Below are 18,445 nucleotides of genomic sequence, written 5' to 3'. Positions count from 1 at the left end.
ACAAACCCATTAAAAACTATCCAGGTAATATGTTTTTTTATACGGTTGATAATAATGCTATATTTTTTGTCCTTTATATTTTTCACGTCTTTTTTCTCGAATAAAAGTATTTGCTTTCTTAAATATCCAAACAATAGGTTGTAATAAGATGAATTTAGGGTATGGCTTTCCTCTTGTGTTTTTTTCATATTCCATAAATATTCCTAATAAAGTACGAATTTATATTTAGAATTGCATGGCGAACATTTTTAAAAAAGTGACAGATTTGTTTTTTTGCAAAATACAGATCAAATTCAGTCATTTTTGTATTACATTATCCCTATGGGAAAATGAGAAGGGTTTATAATGTGTTACTGTACAAACAAATAGCACAAGAACTACAGGAAAAAATTAAACAAGGTGAGTTTCTTAGCGGTGAAAAGATGCCGTCAGTGAGGGATATTGGGCGCACTCATCAAGTCAGCATCACTACTGCACAACTCGCGTACCGTGAGCTGGAACGTTTACAACTGATTTATGCAGTACCTAAATCAGGGTATTTTGTGATACCAGAAAAAACAGAAGCTCTTTTGCCTAAAGTGGCAAATTATATTCAAAAACCTGTCCAAGTTGCTCAATGGAATCCAACAATGGATTTTCTGCGTGTATCTGAGCGGCATGGTGTGACATCATTATCTTGTGCCGTCCCTAATATAGAAGATAAAAGTTTAGAGCCACTATGGCAAGAAATGACCATGGTTGCACGTCGTAAACTTTCCCTAACTCTGGAATATGATAGCTTGCAAGGGCTAGCGTCCTTAAGAGAACAAATTCATTTAATTTCCGATGATAGTCATCTGTTTACGCCTGATGATATTGTGACCACGACGAGTGGTCATCAATCATTATCAATCGCTTTGCAAGCGTGTACACAAGGTAATGATGTTATTGCAGTTGAATCGCCAACATTTCCAGGATTGTTACAAACGTTGTATGGCTTAGGTCGGAAAATTATTGAAATTCCTATTGACCCTGAAACTGGAATAGACCTCGATAGGCTAGAGGAAGCATTCGAACGCTGGGAAGTAAAAGCAGTTGTTGTGACGCCGAGTTGCAATAACCCAATGGGCTGTATCATGCCTGATAATAACAAACAACGTTTATTGAATATTGTTGAAAAATATCATGGAACAGTAATTGAAAATGATTGCCTCGCAGGGTTGGCGTATCAGTATCCAAGGCCTTCGACAATACAATCGCTAGATAACAATGGACATGTAATTTTATGTAGTTCTTTTTCAAAAACGGTTGCACCAGGTACTCGTACGGGGTGGATAATCCCCGGGAGATATAAAGAGAAAGTTCTGCATTTAAAATATTTATCTCACTGCTCTGGTGAGATTTTTATGCAGCAAGTTATGGCGAACTTCTTAAAGGAAGGGCATTATTTTTTGCATTTGCGCCGAATGAGACAGCATTATAGTGAACTACAATGCCAATATAAAGAGTTAGTTGAAACCCATTTTCCTGTTAATACTCGTATTTCGCGGCCACAAGGAGGATTTTCATTGTGGGTTGAACATCTACCGGTTGATAATCGTAAATTACTCGATATTCTACATCGTAATAAAGTCACTGTTCTAACCGGGGAACATTTCTCGACTGGTGGATGTTTCCTTAATCATTTACGAATAAATTACGCGCTTCCATTAATCGCAAGGCGACGCAATGCAATTAAAATATTAGGGGAAGCATTAAAAGTCACAAGTTTAAAATAATATAAAGCCCCTTATTCTGTAAATATGTCTAATGAATAAGGGGGCTATCAGTTGTTAAATAGTCGTTTTTGGTTGGCTATTTTTAGAATAAAACAAGTAAACCAAATAAATAAGAGTGAAGCTAGCCGTGTACCCCGTAAAAATCATCCAGAAAGTTTTCCAATCCACCACGCCATTGACCGTATTTAATTCGATAACCCAACCACATAATACAGCACCTAAAAAAGTACCAAAACCGTTAACTAATGTGGTGAATACACCTTGAGCTGTCGATCTAAATTCGGGAGCAATTTCTTTTTCCAAAAATAGTGCGCCAGCGATATTAAAGAAATCAAATGCGCAGCCGTATACAACCATGGACAAAAATAAAGCGATGGTACCAATTACAGTGAAATCACCATAGGCAAATAAACCTAATCGTAAAATCCACGCAATCATACTCATGAATAAGATGGTTTCAATTTTGAACTTTTTGAGTAGCAGAGGTAAAAGCAAAATGAAGATGATTTCAGAAAATTGCGATATTGATAAAAAGATAGTGGGATATTCAGAAAAAATAGAGCCTCTAGCTTCGGGCATTAATGCCATATCTTGTAAGAAGGGGACGCCAAAGGTATTGGTAATTTGTAAGACAGATCCCAATAGCATGGCAAAAAATAAGAATACTGCTACTCTTCCTTTTTTAAATAGTAAAATAATATTTTGGCAACTAAAGCTGGATTTTTCTCCTTTTTTCTCAATTTTACAGCTCTGCGTTGAAATAAAGAATACAGAAAAAATACTGAGCACAACCGATGCAATTGCGCCGACATATAATTGATAAAAACTCATTTCCAATTTTAATAAGCTAATTGTCCACATAGCGACAATAAAGCCTACAGTACCGTAAACTCGTATTTTGGGGAAATAGACATCAGAATCGAGTTTCTTGGCACTCAACATTTCAAAAACAATGCTATTACAAACAGAAATAGTTGGCATATAAAACATTAGATGAACTAATGTCATAATAAATAGCAGGGTTATTGAATGACTATGAGCCATAGCGATTAAAAATACAGCAGAAATAATATGTGATGCAACGTAAACAAGCTTTCGGTTATTAATTTTATCTGCAATAAATCCGATGATAATTGGCGAACATAAAGCTGAAATGCCTAATGTACTAAAAATCAGACCAATTTCACCGCCTTTGAAGTGCAATGTATTGAAGAGATAAGACGCGAAAGTAACTAGCCATGATCCCCAGATAAAAAATTGTAGAAATGAAACAAATTTCAACCGAGTCGTGATATTCATGTTTATACACCTTCCGTTAGCTTAAACATGCTTTAATTTAATTATTAAATAAACTGTTCTTTTCAATTCATTTAATAACCAAGTATGGAAGCATCTATCTTGTTATTGTTTGTGCATTATAAAATAGCTAGTGAGAGTTTTTTTTGATATGGAGGCGGATAATCATCGATTAATAGCTGGAGTTAGCCTATTTATATAGGAGATATTACGTATTCAAACACATAGAAATAATAAAATTAGCTATTAATTCTCGTTTCTGTATTCAAAATATCTGAACAATAGATAATATTTATTTAACTTTTTCATAAGTTAGTTGAATTTAATTAACGTTTAAGGTTTAATGGCTGTCTCTTCACGTTTGTCTTCCAGTTTACTGTCTCAACTAATTATCTCAATATTTCCAGTCGTTAAACATCACTTGCTCCCTAGCAACTCATTACCAAAAAACTCCCTCATTTTCTTAAAAAAACGCTATAACCTCAATCATAGCAATGATTGGGAAATTTAATGTATGTCAAAACGAGAATATTATGATCTCCACTCATTACTTACTGCTTTTATCTGCAGTAGCGGTATACCTTGTTGGCACCGCAGAATTCATGTTGTCGGCTATTATATCGCCGTTAGCAATTGTGTTTCATGTTCAGCCCGAACAGATTACTTGGCTGATATCGGCTTATGCTTTGGCCTATACCTTGGCTGCTCCTATTATTGGTTTCTTATCAGATAGAATTGACAGGCGTAAAATTGTGCTCACGGCTCTCTTGTTATTATCGCTCGACAGTTTAGCTATCATTTTTGCGCCTAATTTATTGATTGCTCTAGTTTTAAGGGGGCTCGGTGGATTGGCTTCTGCCGCACTTGTTCCCGTTATCTTTGCCCTTGTTGCTGATGTAATTAGTGAAAGTCAACAGGCTATAGCAATGGGGAGTATTATGATGGGAATGACAGTCGGTATTATTACAGGGCCTATCATTGCAGGGGTATTAGTTCAATATTTTGCTTGGTATGCTCCATTTGTATATACCGCAATAGGATGCTTATTGGTATTTATCATAGCGTTATTTACGCTACCGCACTCTCAAAAAACGATCGGAAGAAAATTATCTTTTAAAGCGATTAAGCACGTAGGTATTGTCAGATTCATATTAGCTAAAAGCATATGGAATGGCGTGTCGGTTTGTATGTTTTTGCTTGCAGGTGAAATATTAAGGCAACGATCCTACTTAGAAAGTGTGGAGGTCGGTAGCTTAATGGGATTATTTGGAATTGGGCTATTATGTGGTAATGGCTTAGTTACAAAAATTGAAAAAATTAAAGCATCAAATAATACAAAACTCGTGGTTATTATTTTAATAATTATGGTTACGATTACTTTATTTCTCAGTGGGTGGCTTTCGTTAATTAGTCATGGATTATGCTTGGCTGTTTTAGGGGGGATGTTGGGCCTAGCATCACCGATAAGTACAGCAATGTTAGCAAGAAAAAGTGCAGAGAATAAAGGTTTTATCTTGTCTATATCCGAAAGTGTTAACAACTTAATTTTATTATCTGCATTACCAATCTTTTCTTTACTCTTTGCAAAAAATTATCTTAACGTTTCTATAATCATGATTATTGTATTATTGAGCTCGGCTATTGTTTTAGTTATTCCTTCGAGAGAAAGGGCAAAGAAACTATAGATAGGGTATTTTCTCCACTGAAAATAGTTTTCGATGGAGAAAATGCGAGGGGTCAGACAACTAATAATTGTTTTTTTCTTAGACGCATTCCATTTAACATGGATAGCCAGGCTAAAAATGTAATAAACATAAGAATAATGAAAATAAAATAGGGTGGAAGTTCAGTTAGTACAACTCCTGTTAACATCGGATTAAATGCACCACCAAGTAGCCCTAGAGATTGAGCCGAAAAATAACTGGCCTTCATTCCGTCAGGGGCAATACTATCAATTAACATATATTCTCCAGGGGCATAGATTAACTCACCTAGAGTGAAAATAAAGGCGCCAAGAGCCCAAAGGTATAAATTTTCATGAGAATACATAAAGGTTGCTAATCCTAAAATGAAAAATAGGCTACCTAATGTCATTAATTTTCTTAAATTATCTGGAGTGATCCGTTTGCCGACCGTATATTGCAAAGTTACAACGACAATTGCATTCACAGGTAAAATAACGCCAATAACCACTTGGGCAAAGTCGCTGTTAGCAACGGTAATGGCATACTGCGATATCCAAGTCGTAAAAGTACCGAAAACTAATGAGCCTAAGAAGGTGGATAAAATAAACCATGCTAGGACTTGATCTCTTAGCATAGCGACAGGGTTCCATTTACGGATCTGGCCTTCTTCTAAAGGTATTGGTTTTATGCTTTGCACAAACCTCTGTATAAAGAATATAGGGAAAGCGGCAGAAATTGCAGCTAAATAGAATGGTAAGTTAATGCTATACATTAATAACCAAGTACCAATAGGTGGCCCAACGGTCCAACCTATATTAATGAATGTATAATTTAAGGAAAATATTTTTGCTTTTAATGCAACGGTAAGAGTATCTGCAAAATAGGCTTTTAGTACCGTTGAGAACACGGAATAAGAGCAATTTATTAGCGAAAAGAAAATAATGACGAGAATTGCATTATTAACGATAGGTATTGCAACAAACCCACAAATAAAGGCGATAACTGCAGATAACATGCAGCGTTTTTTGTCAACGCGGTCAGCTAGCATACCAAAGCCCATGCTAAATAAAACACCGACCACCATAGCCATTGACATTGCGACACCGACAATATCAATAGCCATTTTATATTCGCGGGTTAAGTAAATAGCCATAAAGGGCAATGTTGCACCACGCCCAATAGTTAAGAGCAGTGACGATGCAAGTAATGCACTGTTTGATATATTAAATTTAGATAACATGGCTCACAACCTAACTTATTAATTGTTGTTATATATTTGTTTCAAACTATCTGTAAGCTATAAAATACCTAAATTTACAGTGGTGAGATATGGTGATTAATGCTCAAAATTGAAAACGATATTTTGCTGATGCTAATGTACCATTTTCAATTAAATATCTGGAAATATGAAATACAATCTAGCCAATGAAACGTTATGTGCTGTTGTAATTATCAATAAATTTAAATGAGTTATAAGAAAAAGGCGTCTTGATGATAAAATACGAAAAAGGTGCAACTTTGCACCTTTTCGAGAGAGGTAAAATTATAAAGCAGCCGTATATACGCGACGGCTAACCACTAGGTCAATATCTTGGTGCTCGCCTAATTTCACCATATCGTGTGCAGCCAAGCTGTTGATTAATGGTTCAATAACATCTTGAGTCAGCTGGTAGTCACTAAAACGTGTGCCTACTTGCATTTTTTCAAAGAATGCTCGAGTTAACTCGATAGATTTTAATGCTTTCTCTTGCTCTGAACCAGATGTAATTCCCCAGACTCGTTCAGCGTATTGTGCTAACTTAGCTTGTTTTTGTGGTAATCTTTCGGCCAACATAGATGGCAGAACAATAGCGAGTGTTTGTGCATGATCCAAACCATACAGCACAGTGATTTCGTGGCCTAACATATGTGTAGACCAGTCTTGTGGAACACCAACACCGATTAAACCATTTAAAGCCAACGTAGCCGTCCACATTAAATTGGCACGAATATCATAATCTTTTGGTGTCTCAAGAGCTTTAGGGCCAATTTCTATTAATGTTTTTAATAAACCTTCTGCAAATGCATCTTGAACGTAGGCATTCACTGGATAAGTTAAATATTGTTCAATAACATGAACGAAAGCGTCAACAACGCCATTACTGATTTGGCGAGTCGGTAAAGTATAGGTTTTTACTGGGTCAAGAATAGAGAATTGAGGAAATACATGGTCGCTCATAAAAGCAAGTTTAGAATGCAGTTCTTCACGAGTGATCACAGAACCTTTGTTCATTTCAGAACCTGTAGCAGGTAATGTTAATACTGTACCAAAAGGCAGCGCAGTTTTTATGGTCGCACCTCTGTTTGTGACCACTTCCCATTTATCGCCTGGATAATTTACCGCAGCAGCGACAAATTTAACGCCATCAATGACGGAACCGCCACCCACAGCTAGTAAAAAATCAAAGCCTTCTTTTTCAATTTTATCGACAGCTTTGATCAAGGTTTCATAGCGAGGATTAGCCTCAATCCCACCAAAATGGTCGAATGTTCGAGACCCTAAAGCTTGCTCAACTTCGCTTAAGGTTCCTGTTTTTCTTGCACTTTCACCGCCAAATAAAATAAGAACCTTAGCATTTTTAGGGACAACTCGGTCAAGTTCGCTGATTTTACCTTCACCAAAAATGATACGAGTGGGGTTATAAAATTCGAAATTGTTCATATATGGCCCTCGTAGAAAGTAGAAGTGAATCTAAATAATTACATGCATATAATTACAAGTAAACATAATACAACCTAAATGATTGCACATAATATCGATTTAATGGTTTATATTTCAATAGAGAAATTATCTTGATCATTGTTAATTGTAGTTAATCTTAATTGTTTTTTTTATATTTTACTGATGTGGCAATCTTGTTAAGTTGAAGGTGGGATTTAATTTGACATGGACAGAAAATTCAGATGATAAATATAAATGATAAGAAAATTAATTATAAAATAATTAATAAAGATTTGATATTTTTAACGGAACATATAGATGGTAGGCCATTAGTAGGGGAACAATCTTCTGAACTTAACAATATATCTAATTGGTTTAATCCTATAGATGAATTTACAAGGCTTAAAATTGCTCATCATTCAATGAGTAAGCCAACAAATGACTCTACACATGATTATCACGTTTTGATTCAAATAGGAGGTGATGACACTGCGGCTAAATCAACGGGTCGATTATTAGCGAAATTTCCTAATAATTCACTTGTAATACAGTTTGATATTGCAAATGAACAATGGAAGGTACTACATGGTGACTTAGAAACTAAAATTAAAGGGAAAATACGTTGGGCGGTTATTGGCCATGGGCAGTATAAAGGACGTAACCAGCAAAGTTATTTTGAAGGGTACCAAGCATACCAACTTATTGCAGGGCTGAAGTATCTTAAAAGTCATGTGTTAAAAGCATACCCACCGAGTAAGATTGTTTTAGCCGGCTGCCAATTAGGCCGTGGGGGTGTAAATGAAAATTTTGTTTTTAGGGCAAGTGTTGAACTAGCTAAACAGGGAATATATCTTCCAGTCGTGGGTTATAATAGACCTATCGGTGTCACTAGTGGCAGTAAAAAAATAACGTGGCCATATGATTTAACTGGGGAAACGCAATCTACTAAGAATTGGCGGTTAGAAATTAATTTTAACCAAACTGACCAACAAGCCTATATTAATGGCAAGCATGCTAGTTTATATTTTATCGATGAGTTAAGAAGTGGTGAGCTAGACGTTTGGCAGTTAATAAAAGATTACCACTCTACTGCAATGGATATTTTTAGGGATCCAAACAATGAGTATAAAATCGACATTGATTTGATTAAGAAAGTGGCTTTTAACCATGATGCATACGATATTTTTAAAAATAAATTAAACACGAAAGGCATTCTATTTAATAGTGATTTTAGACGTGAAATACTTCGTGAATATGAGAATGTTGGAATATTAGAAGCACCATTATGGTTAATGATCAATAAAGACAATGTGAATGTTAACTCGCAAAAAAATAACGATAATATCAAAATCATTATTCGAACAGGAAGGGGGATTGTAGGGAAAAAATATACGGAAGATCTACTGAAGGATTTCCCGAATAGCACACTGTTGTTTCAGTTAAATCCGAATACAATGGAGTTTTTCTTAGAGCATGGTGACATAGAGCAGTTACTCAAGGCACCCAAACAACAGTGGATGTTAATAGATAATCTTCATCCTGAACCTGGTTATGTACAAAACTATGCTAACTCGTTAAATGTATGAAGATTAAGATATGGTTTTAAAATGCCAGAAAGTATTTCACTGTATTTAACCGATAAAAAATCATTATTAACTAAAGATGAGAAAATAAGTTTTTTTGATGATTTAAATAGTAAACTAAAAACAAATGGAATATATTCAAAAGTCTTTTTAGAGAATAATTTTGAAACAAGACATAAAATAAGAGCATTACTTGAGGATATTAGCATAGGTAATTTGCTAATAGAAAACATTGATATAAGTAAAAACCTTTATTTAAAAGGACACTTTACATTCCAAGATGGGAGTATTGATAAAGATAAATTAAAAGTTGCAGCATATGACCCGATCATCAGCAAAAGAATTAACAAAATATGTGATGCTGAGAATGAAAACTATTTTTCCCAGATGTGGGATTCAATTTTTTCTGATGATGGCACTACTGGGATTAAGCAACAGGTTATTGAAGTAAAGGAAATTTTGGCATTTTTAAGTCACCAGCCTGAAAAAATAAATTACCTAAGTAAACAGTCTATAAGCCGTTTGTCTGAGTTATTCCCAAGTGGACAAGGTTATAATCATGCAAAAGTTTTGAAATTAGTTCAAGACCCAATAAAGTTAAAAGAATATAATCAACATATTGAAGACTTTTTAATTATCTATATAGATATTGAAATGCCATTTGCAGATAAAAAATCATTGAGAAAAGAGTTTGAATTAATTATTGATTTAAATGAAAAAATAAAATCCAATTATGCAGCACTCTCTCAGTTATCATTTAAAGACGGGTTCGACATTACACTCAACAAATTACCAGTTGAGATACATTATTTTGAAGGACTCTATTTTTTACATCTTTTAAAATATAGTAATTTAACTAATGAACAACGTTTACAATTTAATGATAAATTAGAGGTTTTAACGAAACTAACACGTAAAAAAGAATTGGGTAATATTACCAGTAATGAGCTGAAATTACTCAATCGGTTTGATGAAATATATCAATTTAATTCTGATTTATTAGGCGCTGTTTCTAATGAAATAAACGAGCAATCTCACATAGTCTTATTTGAAAATATAGGGAACAATCAAATCATCACGTTTCAAAGTGATGAAGAAATATATACAATTACAAGCTACTCGTACAATGATAAGTACTTTCTGACTTTATCCGATACGACAGGTGTCGAGCTGATTATTAGTCATTCAGAATTTAGCCAAGCAAAGCAACACTTATTTAATATTTTCAATGAATATATTAACCAAGAAATAATCAAAGAGGATGGTACAGCGTCCACAAGAGGAAGTATTGCAGGATTTAAACATGAAGTAGGCGAAGCCCTGTTTGGCGAAGTGAAATCTATAAATACAAAGAGTGAAGCATACCAAAGTATGCAGAAAAATATAATGAGTGAGCTAGATGTCGTTTTCAGGTTATCAGAAATATCAGTGACTGATAACTCGGAAATTATTTTTGGCGAGCAGGTCACCTCATTGAAAACGCTTAGAGATATTGGGGCTACGATAGATAACGAGCCATTAGATTTTAAACATACTAAGCTCGCAAACTGGGAGGATAATGTTAAATTTAATCCTGATAAATTAGTATTTCAGTTAGCCTTTTTAACTGGCAATGAAAAGGATATTAATTTAATTAAAATGCTAAATAAGAGCTTACAAGATGATCAAATAGCAAGACGAATTGATGGTAATTCAATGCTCCAACCAAGGGCCGTACTACAAGAACAATTCCAGATTATTCAGAAATTACAATTTGATGATTGGGCGAATATGGAGACAGCCATGGAAGATTTACGGCGTGTCGGTGCTAAATTACCAGTCTATGCCAGAATGGCTAATCATTTCGGACAAGGAATTGGTTCTACAGGAATATTTTTGACGATCAATTCTGTCTATCAGTTGATAGATGAATTAGATAATCCTAATTTATCAGAGAAAGAAAAGCGAGAAATACAGAGAAATCTTGATCTAGCCTGTGCAAATGCATTTTTTAATTATGGAGATATGGTCTTACAACCTATTTTACTTAAGCTAGCTTATAAACAAGCTGGCTCATTTAATGTGTCATCGAAAATTACGGCTCGTATTACAATTATATTTAACTTAATTGGAATGGGTCTAGATGTATATCAAGCTTGTGAAGCATTTGAACAGCTAGATAAAGTTACAAATGATAAAGATCGGCAAGATTTAATTGTGAATGGTTCATTGTCAATTGCCAACATCGCTGTGGGTGGTGTAACTATGATTGGTATAATCATTGGTTCATCTGCAATACCCGTTGTTGGTTTAATTGTTGCAGGTTCCTTATTAATTGGAGGGATGGTATATACAGGTATTCGCGCAGTAGAAAAAATTGAAGAGGAACTCGGTGAGTCTCTAGACTGGGATGAAAAAGCTAGAGAAGGTATTCGTGCCGCACTTGGTTTTCCCCTTTCAGACAATATATTAAATCGATTTAGTTATAAACAGCATTTAACTTACTTTAAAAATATAAATTGGCAACAAGATTTAGATACTTTTAAGTCATCATTTTTATATCAGGGGTTTGATGAACACTTGCAACTGGTTGGTAAACCGATCCTTGAGGAACATATAAAGTATTATATTTATTATAGAGATAATTCAAAAGCAATTGATAGTATAGAGTTTTCTGATTCGGATAATAGTGTATTTCTTCGTCATATTGATAGTGATGAAATCGGGCCTTACTATACTATCGAGCAAATTAATTTTATTCGGGAAAATTATTATTATGATCCTCAAGATAATCGCTGGGTAAAAAGCACTCAACCTCAAAGCATTAATGAACTGAATTTTAATTATCGTTTTAGGCTTGTGAATAAAAAGGCTCCTATCGATTATAAAGACATTGGTGAGGAGGTTGCCAACGATATTATTGTGCTTAACCCTGAATATGATAGTTCATTATTAAAAGAGTTCTTACATAAAAATAACTTGAGTACATCTTATAGATTAAAAAAAAGGCAGTCAGTTGCTACACAATTAAGTTCTTTATCGGCATCAGAATTACGGTTATTTCAAGCCAGAAATAATTACACCAATATTACTCACCCAGATATTAGTAGCAATATTGCAGTGAATAGGCTAGGGAATGAATTTTTAAATCAACCTATTGATACTGCAAGGGAATTTTTGAGTGAGGACCCTAGGGTTATTTATGAAGGTATGCAAAATATTGGTTATCGATATGAAAAAGAAGCAAAGCAAAAAAACATTAGTTTTAACCCAGGAAATGGGACAGATATTATCGTTGGGAAAAAAAATTCAAGGAATTTGTTTAACATCAATACAGGGCATAAATTTCTAGTCGGAGGAGAAATGGATGACATTACAAACTTGTCCTTGTTATTTAAGTATGATGTTCAAGAAAACAAAGATATTTATTTTGATGGTAACGGCGGCAGTAATGGCATAATTATTAAAGATATTCCATCTAAGTGTAAAATTGATATCAATTTGAGCAATGAGACATCAGAAGTAGCGTTAATAAATCATGGCGTTAAGCGGATACATCTACGTAATGTTCATGATGTGATGCTAATTGGGGATAGAACTACGAAAGCAGAACTATTAGGCAATAAAGAACCCAACACATTGGATGCTGGGGCAACAATTGCCTTTATTCAAGGTCTGGAGGGAGATGACCAGTTAATATTTGAATCTGGAATAGTTAATGGTGGCGAAGGGGATGATAGTTATTTTCTACGTCGTGTTGATTGGTACAATGAGCAAGATGAATTAAATAATAACTTATTAGAGCTATCTGCTGTAATTATTGAAAATACCCAAAGCCAAAGCAGAGTAAACTTAGGGTATACATTAAACGAAATCAAGGGGGTGTGTATCTCTGGTAATGACCTCATCTTAGCTATTGAAATGAAATTAGCGGAGTCAGAAACCAAAAAATTAATATTGAATGTTACTTTAAAAAACATGTATAAACGCCATAGTAATGGTAGAGAGATTGTTCATCGCTATCAATTACATACACGGGACGGGTTTGTATTAAATACTAAATTAAATGATTTAGACTCAAGTGCTTCACATATTATCAGTGAAAATATTTTCAACATTACTTATCAAAAGGGCGTTGCTACTACAATGAGTATTGATGAGAGTGAAAAAACGATTTCAGTTGATAATAAAATACACCATCAACCCCTATGGGGAGATTTTAAATTTCATGGGTTAGTAAGTAAGCTAGAATATGAGGGAAGCAGTAGTGGTGACTATCTATTAATGGTAAGTAGAAACAGCCATGTTATGATTACTAAAGGGAAAGATATTTATCAGGTTAGCCCAGATCAAATTTTTAAAGGTAAAATAACGTTTGATTTTTTAAATATTAAACCAGAAATGAAAGATGATTTTGATGTGCTAATTTTGTTACCTTATGAGAATGGGTTTAATATTAAGGCATTAGGGACATCAATATTTTTATATGATAAGTTCAGTAATGAGAAACTTGAAATTAATCTTATTAATTTATCATTTCCAATGAGTAAAGACATTTACATTAAAGATGGTCATGGAAGTCTATTTAAAATAAAAGTGGGGCAAGAGTTTCATGATGTAGAGGCCGTTGAATGTTTTGAGTTACCCATGGAAAGGGATGATTATATGAAAATCCCTAAGGGATATAATTCCCGCTATCCTATTTTAGATACAAACAATGGTGATGACCTTATTGAAGATAATAGCATGACTGGAAATATTATAAATTCAGGAGATGGTAATGATATTGTAATTGCCAATGGAGGGGCGAATGTTTTGTATGGGGGAAACGGTAATGATTATGTATATGGTGGTGAAAAGAGCGATCTGATTCTATCTGATTTAGGTAATGATAAACTTGATGGACAAGGAGGTGGGGATCATTATTTAATCGATGGAAGTAAAGGCTTCGGTAATACAGAGATAGTAGACCAAGTTGGATTTAATCGTATTCATTTATTTAACTTTAGAACAGAGTATAAGGTCATAAATCAACGAGAAGAGACTTACCATCTTTATACATCGGAATCTAATTTGCGGACAGTCAAAGTAAAAATCCCCCAAGATAATAAAAATAACAATAATCAAGTTTATCACCACCAGTGATTACCCTCACATATGCCAATCCATATTCATAATGATGGTATGGCTCATTTAGTTCGCTACCTTGCTGAACAGCGCCAATATAAAACAGAATTAGCGCCCGAGCAGATTTGGCACCCTATGGATGAATTTAAACATTTTTCTAACGAGCTAAGTTTTTCATCAATTATTGATACAGAGGCAAAGAATATACATATTAGTGAGAATGCACCATTTAGGCGTTTGTTTATTCGGACAAGTGGTTCAGAGCAAAAAATTTGGGATAGAAGTGGAGTTGGACGAGTATTTAAAGGGCAAGCAGTCACAGGAGCTATTTCAATACCAGATGGTATTGAGGGGAATAATGTTCTTTATGCGTCAACAAGTGATACCAATTTATATGGTGGTGAAGGCAATGATGTTTTCATCTCCAATGGTTCAAATGGGTTGTTGACAGATGCCAGTGGGAAAAATAGCTTTATTATTAATGGTGAAATTGTCGGTTGGAATTCGCTGTATAGCTTTGGCGGTGAAAACACGATTTACCTCATTAATTTTAATAAGGACGTCACTCGAGAAGAACCTGATCACAGGAGTAATGCAACTCGATATATTTATACTTCAGAGCAGGGACGCAGCGTGAAAATATTTCAGTATCCGAATACGATAGCGCCTACTGTTGTTCATGTGCAATCTTTAGAGGGGTTAGATGCGCATTCAACCCAACAAAAATTGGATCATCTAGTGGAGTCGTTAGCTGCATTGCGTTTACAAGATGAAGAAAACGGTATTGGTATGCAGGATATTGAACATTTACAGGTGGATTGGGCCCCTGTTAACCTTGTGGATAATTACATGAAAAAAGTAAGTTAGAGAGGCGAGGTAAACCACAAAACTTAAAAATATAGGGAGTTTTGTGGTTTTTAAGTCATTATTTAGCCCAAATCATCTTTATCTACAAAGTGTTGTACTAAAATAGTTTTAAAATTGATGCTAGAATTTAACGATTAAATGTAGCAAGTTATTTAAAATATATTATTTTTTGTTGTAACGGGAGAGTATATAGCAATGAGACGTTTTATTAGTTTAGAGCTGCCTCCTGAACCCATAATTAATGGCCAGTGCGTAAGGAAACGCCTGAAAAATAGCATCTGTGATAATTGTGCCACCAGTTGTCCCGTCGGTGCGGTATCGTTTAGCCATATGAATGCAGAAATTAATAATGAACTGTGTTTCCAATGCGGTAATTGTTTATTTGCTTGCCCTGTAGATGCTATTGAAAATATCAACCCTCATGAGCGTAGTTATCAAGGGGAGTTTCTGATAGTAAACCATGACGAGCCTATTGCGAATGCGGATGAACTGATTGTTTGGCACCGGCAATATGGTATTCGTGGGATGCAAATTGCTGAACCGTGGGTTGATAAATGGTTGCCAACGATAGCGGCATTAAACTTAAAACTCAAAGCGTTACAAGAACCTATTTGGCAATTGCGTATTGTTCAGCCGGAACAAGTTGATAGCGGCCGCCGTATGATGCTATTTCGTCAAAAATTAGATTCGAAACCTTTGGATAAGGGGCAGGTAAAAACTGGGCTTAATGCGAGAAAGCAATTTTACCCTGAAGATAGCTGGTTTAAAGTCGAGCTAGACACGGAAAAATGCATTCTTTGTGGTGCTTGTGCCAAAATGTGTGATGAACATGCGATAGAAATTGAAAATAACCAATTTTTGATAGATGAAAAACGCTGTACGGGTTGCATGAGCTGCCAAGTCGTTTGTTTTCCTAAATCTATTCATGTACAAACCTATACAGCTAAAAATAACGTGCCAAAAATTTTCCATTATTATGATGCGCAGTGCCATACTTGCCACTTACCCTTTTCTTCTTGGGAAGAAAATACCCATATTTGCCCAATTTGTGCACAGCATAAGAAACAAGGGTGGCTATAATGGTGACTAAGGCTCATTTTTAGAGCCTTATCATGCTAACCTATTAATTTAAATGATTAATTACCAGTTTTGCGATTAGTGGATTAATCATTGGTGGCGTTTCGTGGCCCATACCTTCAATAACTTCTAATTTTGCGTTAGGAATATTGTCAGCAATATCTTGCCCTGCGGCTAAAGGGAAGAGCGGGTCGATTGAACCATGAATAACCAACGTTGGTACGTTAATTTGCTGAATATAAGGACGCAGATCTCCGGTAACGGCAACCGCAACAATTTGGCGTTTAGTGCCTTCGGGTGAATGATTACGTGCGAGCGATTGCAGTATATATTCACGGTAATAACTTTCATCAAATGGGCCGAATGTTGAGCTGATCCGGCAATAAAATGCGAGTTGTCCTGATAAATATCCTTCTAAATCCTCTTTTGGGTTAGCACTTGGGCTCATCAACATTTGCATTACATCGGGAGCACTTTGTGGCAGCGCTGGGTTCCCTGTTGATGACATGATTGTGCAAAGAGAGAGTGTACGTTCAGGGAATTTCGCTGCTACTATTTGCGCTATCATTCCGCCCATAGAACGTCCAATAAAGTGAGCTTTATCAATAGATAATGTATCCAATAGATGGATAATATCCTCAGCCATCTCGAATAAAGTATAAGGAATAGTGAAAGGCTCACCTTTTTGCATTTTTTCAACCAATTCCCCTAAATTAATAGATGGAAACTCATTGATATGATGAGATAAACCCGCATCACGGTTATCTATACGTAAGAGATAAAAACCGGCATCTGCAATCTCCTGACAAAAATCGGAGGTCCAGCTAATGTTATGGCCACCTAAACCAGGAATAAGGACAATTGCAGGGTTATCTGGTGTTCCAAATGAGTCATAAAAAAGTGGAGCTGAATTAGTTTTGGTCATTTTTCTTCCGGGATCGTTATTAATGAATAGTGCTATTTATATGCCGTAGTTTCGTTGTAATTGCGAGCCATAAAAATTGGCAATGATTACCTTTGATATAATTGAAATATACCATGGCAACGCAATATAAGTCTGTTTTTCAGCCAATTCCGTAAAGCAATTAAAAATCATTGAGATATGATAAGTAGTAAGCAAATCGTTTGCTTGAGTAGAATAATTATTAATATATTTTTAGGTTTTATATGATTTACTTTATTTCAGATACCCATTTTTGTCATTCGAACATTATTAACCTATGTGATCGCCCATTTAAAAGCACCAGTCACATGAATGATACATTAATTCATAACTGGAATGCGTATGTTACTGATCATGATGAGATTTACATACTCGGTGATTTTTTATACAAGGGCAATGGTGCGGATGCCAATAAAATATTACGCCGTTTAGCAGGGAAAAAATATTTGATCCGCGGCAACCATGATAAATTTTTAGACGACCCCGAATTTGACCAATCGTTATTTGAATGGGTTAAAAGCTATCATGAGTTGGAATATCAAAAACAAAAATTAGTGTTATTCCATTACCCAATACTAGAATGGCAAGGTTTCTTCCGTGACGCGATTCACTTATATGGACATGTTCATAATTCAGGTAAAGACCCCGAGCAGTTTAAGCGTTTAGCGGTATTAGGGCCCCGGGCTATTAATGTTGGTGTGGATGTGAATAATTTTTTCCCTATTAGTATTAAACAGATATTAAAAAAGGCAAATAGTTAACTTTCTTTTTTTGCATACAAATAAACTGAAGCTCTTGATACGCCTAAGTGTTGTGCCACTGTTTCCATAGATTTTTTGATATCTAACAGGCCTTCATTGCGCAGCACTTCAATTAAGTTTTTTCTTTCGTCTGCTTTCAATGTCCGAGGTGTCGCTGCTAAGGTTGCTGCATATTGGTCGATACGCATGCGAATGGCTTCCGCACCATTAGGCTCAATATGCTCTTTTATTGGGCTATTTCCCACATCTATAAACTGCGACAGCATACTTTGCATGCCTCTAAACAACGTCATATCCAGATTTAAACACAATGCTGCGATATATTGCCCTGACTCATCTTTAATGCCAATCGACGTACTTTTTACAGGGCGCCCATCAGAAAATTGGTTGGTATAATTGGCGATGATGTTCGGAAAATCTGCAGATTCAATTCTTGCATGACCGAGTTCAGTAGTCGGTTCACCAACTTGGCGACCAGATAAGTTATTATGAATCGAAAGGATTGAGTGTTCTGGGTTTTTAAGGTCGTGTACAACGACTTCACAAAAAGGCGCAAATGTTTCACTAAGGCCTTTTGCAATAATTTCAACTTGAGCCAGTAATGAATTATCTTTTTGATCTGACATGTCATTTCCCTTCATCTATCAAGCGGTAATAGTTAATTTTAAC

General features: G+C 35.2%; 13 protein-coding genes. 7 read left to right on the top strand and 6 right to left on the bottom strand.

Features of this window, described 5'->3' with window-relative positions:
• Window positions 1-57: 57 nt before the first annotated feature.
• Entirely contained in the window at window positions 58-195 is a 138-nt protein-coding gene (locus G6Q48_RS15460; protein WP_166267429.1) for a hypothetical protein, read from the bottom strand.
• Window positions 196-347: 152 nt separating this feature from the next.
• On the opposite strand from G6Q48_RS15460, the gene G6Q48_RS15455 reads away from it, so the two are divergent.
• On the top strand, window positions 348-1,757 hold the full coding sequence (locus G6Q48_RS15455) for an aminotransferase-like domain-containing protein (RefSeq protein WP_231068302.1): 1,410 nt from the start codon (window positions 348-350) through the stop codon (window positions 1,755-1,757).
• A gap of 54 nt (window positions 1,758-1,811) precedes the next feature.
• On the opposite strand, the gene G6Q48_RS15450 is transcribed toward G6Q48_RS15455, so the two are convergent.
• Window positions 1,812-3,056: an MFS transporter gene (locus G6Q48_RS15450; RefSeq protein WP_166267425.1), complete on the bottom strand. Its 1,245-nt coding sequence runs from the start codon at window positions 3,054-3,056 to the stop codon at window positions 1,812-1,814.
• A gap of 530 nt (window positions 3,057-3,586) precedes the next feature.
• Between G6Q48_RS15450 and G6Q48_RS15445 the strand changes: the two genes are divergently transcribed.
• Window positions 3,587-4,738, top strand: a complete 1,152-nt coding sequence (locus G6Q48_RS15445; protein ID WP_166267423.1) for an MFS transporter — start codon at window positions 3,587-3,589, stop codon at window positions 4,736-4,738.
• 52 nt (window positions 4,739-4,790) lie between these two features.
• Here the strand turns inward: G6Q48_RS15445 and ydeE are convergent, their stop codons facing one another.
• Together ydeE and G6Q48_RS15435 are read right to left on the bottom strand one after the other, a co-directional pair.
• Entirely contained in the window at window positions 4,791-5,978 is a 1,188-nt protein-coding gene (gene ydeE, locus G6Q48_RS15440) for an efflux MFS transporter YdeE (RefSeq protein ID WP_166267421.1), read from the bottom strand.
• A gap of 303 nt (window positions 5,979-6,281) precedes the next feature.
• On the bottom strand, window positions 6,282-7,439 hold the full coding sequence (locus G6Q48_RS15435) for an iron-containing alcohol dehydrogenase (protein WP_102138540.1): 1,158 nt from the start codon (window positions 7,437-7,439) through the stop codon (window positions 6,282-6,284).
• A 242-nt stretch (window positions 7,440-7,681) separates the two neighbouring features.
• Between G6Q48_RS15435 and G6Q48_RS22835 the strand changes: the two genes are divergently transcribed.
• The 4 genes from G6Q48_RS22835 (at window position 7,682) to G6Q48_RS15415 (ending at window position 16,075) form a co-directional block, all read left to right on the top strand.
• The gene (locus G6Q48_RS22835; RefSeq protein ID WP_166267419.1) at window positions 7,682-9,025 is read left to right on the top strand and encodes a C80 family cysteine peptidase; all 1,344 of its coding nucleotides are present in this window, start codon (window positions 7,682-7,684) and stop codon (window positions 9,023-9,025) included.
• 21 nt (window positions 9,026-9,046) lie between these two features.
• Window positions 9,047-14,146 carry a calcium-binding protein gene (locus G6Q48_RS15425; RefSeq protein WP_166267417.1) on the top strand — a complete coding sequence of 1,700 codons (5,100 nt, stop codon included), beginning with the start codon at window positions 9,047-9,049 and terminating at the stop codon, window positions 14,144-14,146.
• A gap of 12 nt (window positions 14,147-14,158) precedes the next feature.
• On the top strand, window positions 14,159-14,995 hold the full coding sequence (locus G6Q48_RS22830) for a hypothetical protein (RefSeq protein ID WP_166267415.1): 837 nt from the start codon (window positions 14,159-14,161) through the stop codon (window positions 14,993-14,995).
• Window positions 14,996-15,190: 195 nt separating this feature from the next.
• On the top strand, window positions 15,191-16,075 hold the full coding sequence (locus G6Q48_RS15415) for a DUF362 domain-containing protein (RefSeq protein WP_102138542.1): 885 nt from the start codon (window positions 15,191-15,193) through the stop codon (window positions 16,073-16,075).
• Window positions 16,076-16,118: 43 nt separating this feature from the next.
• Here the strand turns inward: G6Q48_RS15415 and G6Q48_RS15410 are convergent, their stop codons facing one another.
• Window positions 16,119-16,997: an alpha/beta fold hydrolase gene (locus tag G6Q48_RS15410; protein WP_166267413.1), complete on the bottom strand. Its 879-nt coding sequence runs from the start codon at window positions 16,995-16,997 to the stop codon at window positions 16,119-16,121.
• Between the two features lie 242 nt (window positions 16,998-17,239).
• Between G6Q48_RS15410 and G6Q48_RS15405 the strand changes: the two genes are divergently transcribed.
• On the top strand, window positions 17,240-17,776 hold the full coding sequence (locus G6Q48_RS15405) for a metallophosphoesterase family protein (protein WP_102138544.1): 537 nt from the start codon (window positions 17,240-17,242) through the stop codon (window positions 17,774-17,776).
• Here the strand turns inward: G6Q48_RS15405 and G6Q48_RS15400 are convergent.
• Window positions 17,773-18,402, bottom strand: coding sequence for a helix-turn-helix transcriptional regulator (locus G6Q48_RS15400; protein ID WP_102138545.1), 630 nt, complete (start codon window positions 18,400-18,402; stop codon window positions 17,773-17,775). The two genes, G6Q48_RS15405 and G6Q48_RS15400, sit on opposite strands and share 4 nt — an antisense overlap.
• Window positions 18,403-18,445: the final 43 nt, after the last annotated feature.

Source organism: Providencia sp. M-27 (genome assembly GCF_011077905.1).
GTDB lineage: Bacteria > Pseudomonadota > Gammaproteobacteria > Enterobacterales > Enterobacteriaceae > Providencia > Providencia huaxiensis.
This window is presented reverse-complemented; position numbering and strand designations above follow the sequence as displayed.